Source organism: Stenotrophomonas sp. SMYL86 (assembly GCF_036320025.1).
GTDB classification, from domain to species: Bacteria; Pseudomonadota; Gammaproteobacteria; order Xanthomonadales; family Xanthomonadaceae; genus Stenotrophomonas; species Stenotrophomonas maltophilia_A.
In genome coordinates, this window is the sequence record NZ_JAWIRU010000037.1 from 1 (window position 1) to 1,479 (window position 1,479).

General features: G+C 69.4%; 2 protein-coding genes. Both read right to left on the bottom strand.

What is annotated here, in order from left to right:
- Window positions 1-174 precede the first annotated feature (174 nt).
- On the bottom strand, window positions 175-1,062 hold the full coding sequence (ampE, locus tag V3B64_RS21790; protein WP_065723581.1) for a regulatory signaling modulator protein AmpE: 888 nt from the start codon (window positions 1,060-1,062) through the stop codon (window positions 175-177).
- 135 nt (window positions 1,063-1,197) lie between these two features.
- Window positions 1,198-1,479: NUDIX domain-containing protein (locus V3B64_RS21795; protein WP_329914959.1), on the bottom strand; the 282-nt coding region annotated here is incomplete at its 5' end.

A 1,479-nucleotide genomic window follows, 5' to 3' on the forward strand; every position in this document is an offset into this window, starting at 1 on the left:
CGGATGGCGGGGGTGTGAGCCGCATGGATGCGGCGACCAAGCCTCCACGGACGGATTCACGGCGTCCCCCGCCATCCGACCCACCCCGCCAACCCGCAGCAATCCTGCCGTTGCTGTTGCTGTTGCTGTTGCTGTTGCTTCTGCAGGTGCAGGGCTGCAAGCCCTGCAAAGCAACTACGTCACCCAGCCTGCAATCACCAGCAGGGCGAGGATCGCCAGCCACAGCAGCAGCATCCGCCACACCAGGCTCATCGCATCCCGCAGGTCCGGCAACCGCTGCCACACCGGCAACAGCCCCGCCTCGGTGTAATCGTGCGCATCCTCGCGCAGCTCGGCATTGACGCTGGCCCGCGCCACCGCGCCGAGGAAACCGATGCCGCCCGCCAGGCGTTCGCCATGGGCCTGGCGCCAGGCCTTCCACGCCGTATCGAAGTTGCCCACCAGCGCCATCGAAAACGCCATCAGCTGTGCCACCGGCCACTCGATCCAGCCCAGCAGGCGCTGCGCCAGCGCCAGCGGCTCCACCGGCACGCGTGCACGCATCGGGCTCTCCGCCATCAGCGCCAGCAGCCGGTAACCCAGCGCACCGGCCGGGCCCAGCAGCAGGAACCAGAACAGCACCGCGAACCAGCGCCGCAGCGCGTTGAGTACGGTCGCCTCGACCAGTGACGGAATGTCCTCGCGCAGGCTGCCACCGGCCGCCTGCAGGTTGCGCACCGCGGCCTGGCGCGTCGCCGCGTCATCGGCATCGATGATCGCTTCGATATCGCGGTCCAGATCGCGCGGGCCCCAGCACCACGCCAGCACCGCCACGCCCAGCAGCAGCGACGGCAGGCCGAACAGCACCCCACGCAGCAACCACGCCAGCAGCGCCATCAGCAGCAGCGGCGGCAGCAGTGCCAGGGCAACGCCTGCCGGCCCCTGCCAGGCCTTGCCACCGCGCGCGTCCAGCCAGCCCAGCCAACGCCGGAAGCCGTCGAAACGGCGCAGCGAGGCGGCAGCGGCCGGGGCAACATGGCCCAGGGCCAGTGCCACGAGCACGGCGGCCAGAGTGGTGAACATGGCAGGTCTCCCTACGAAACAGAACGCTCGGCGTCGCTACCTTACCTGTCGCAGCGGCGCCCTCAGCGGTGAACCCGGACTGTAACCCGGGCCGTGTTCAGGTGGCGGCAATACAGGCGCCACCGTCAGCCCCGCTCAGCCCTTCTGCTGCCGGTACCAGTGTTCGATCAGGCCGCGCGAAATCGAGATCGGCGGCGACAGGCGGATGCCCTGGCCATCGTCCTCCACATCGCGTGCCAGTGCCGCGCCGACCTCGTCGGCACTGAACCAGCGCGCATCTTCCAGCTCGCCATCCACGGTCGGCAGGTCATCCTGCGCCTGTGCACGGAAACCGATCATCAGCGCGCCCGGGAACGGCCACGGCTGCGAACCGAGGTACTGGCAGGCGGTCACCCGTACCTTGCTCTCCTCGTGCAC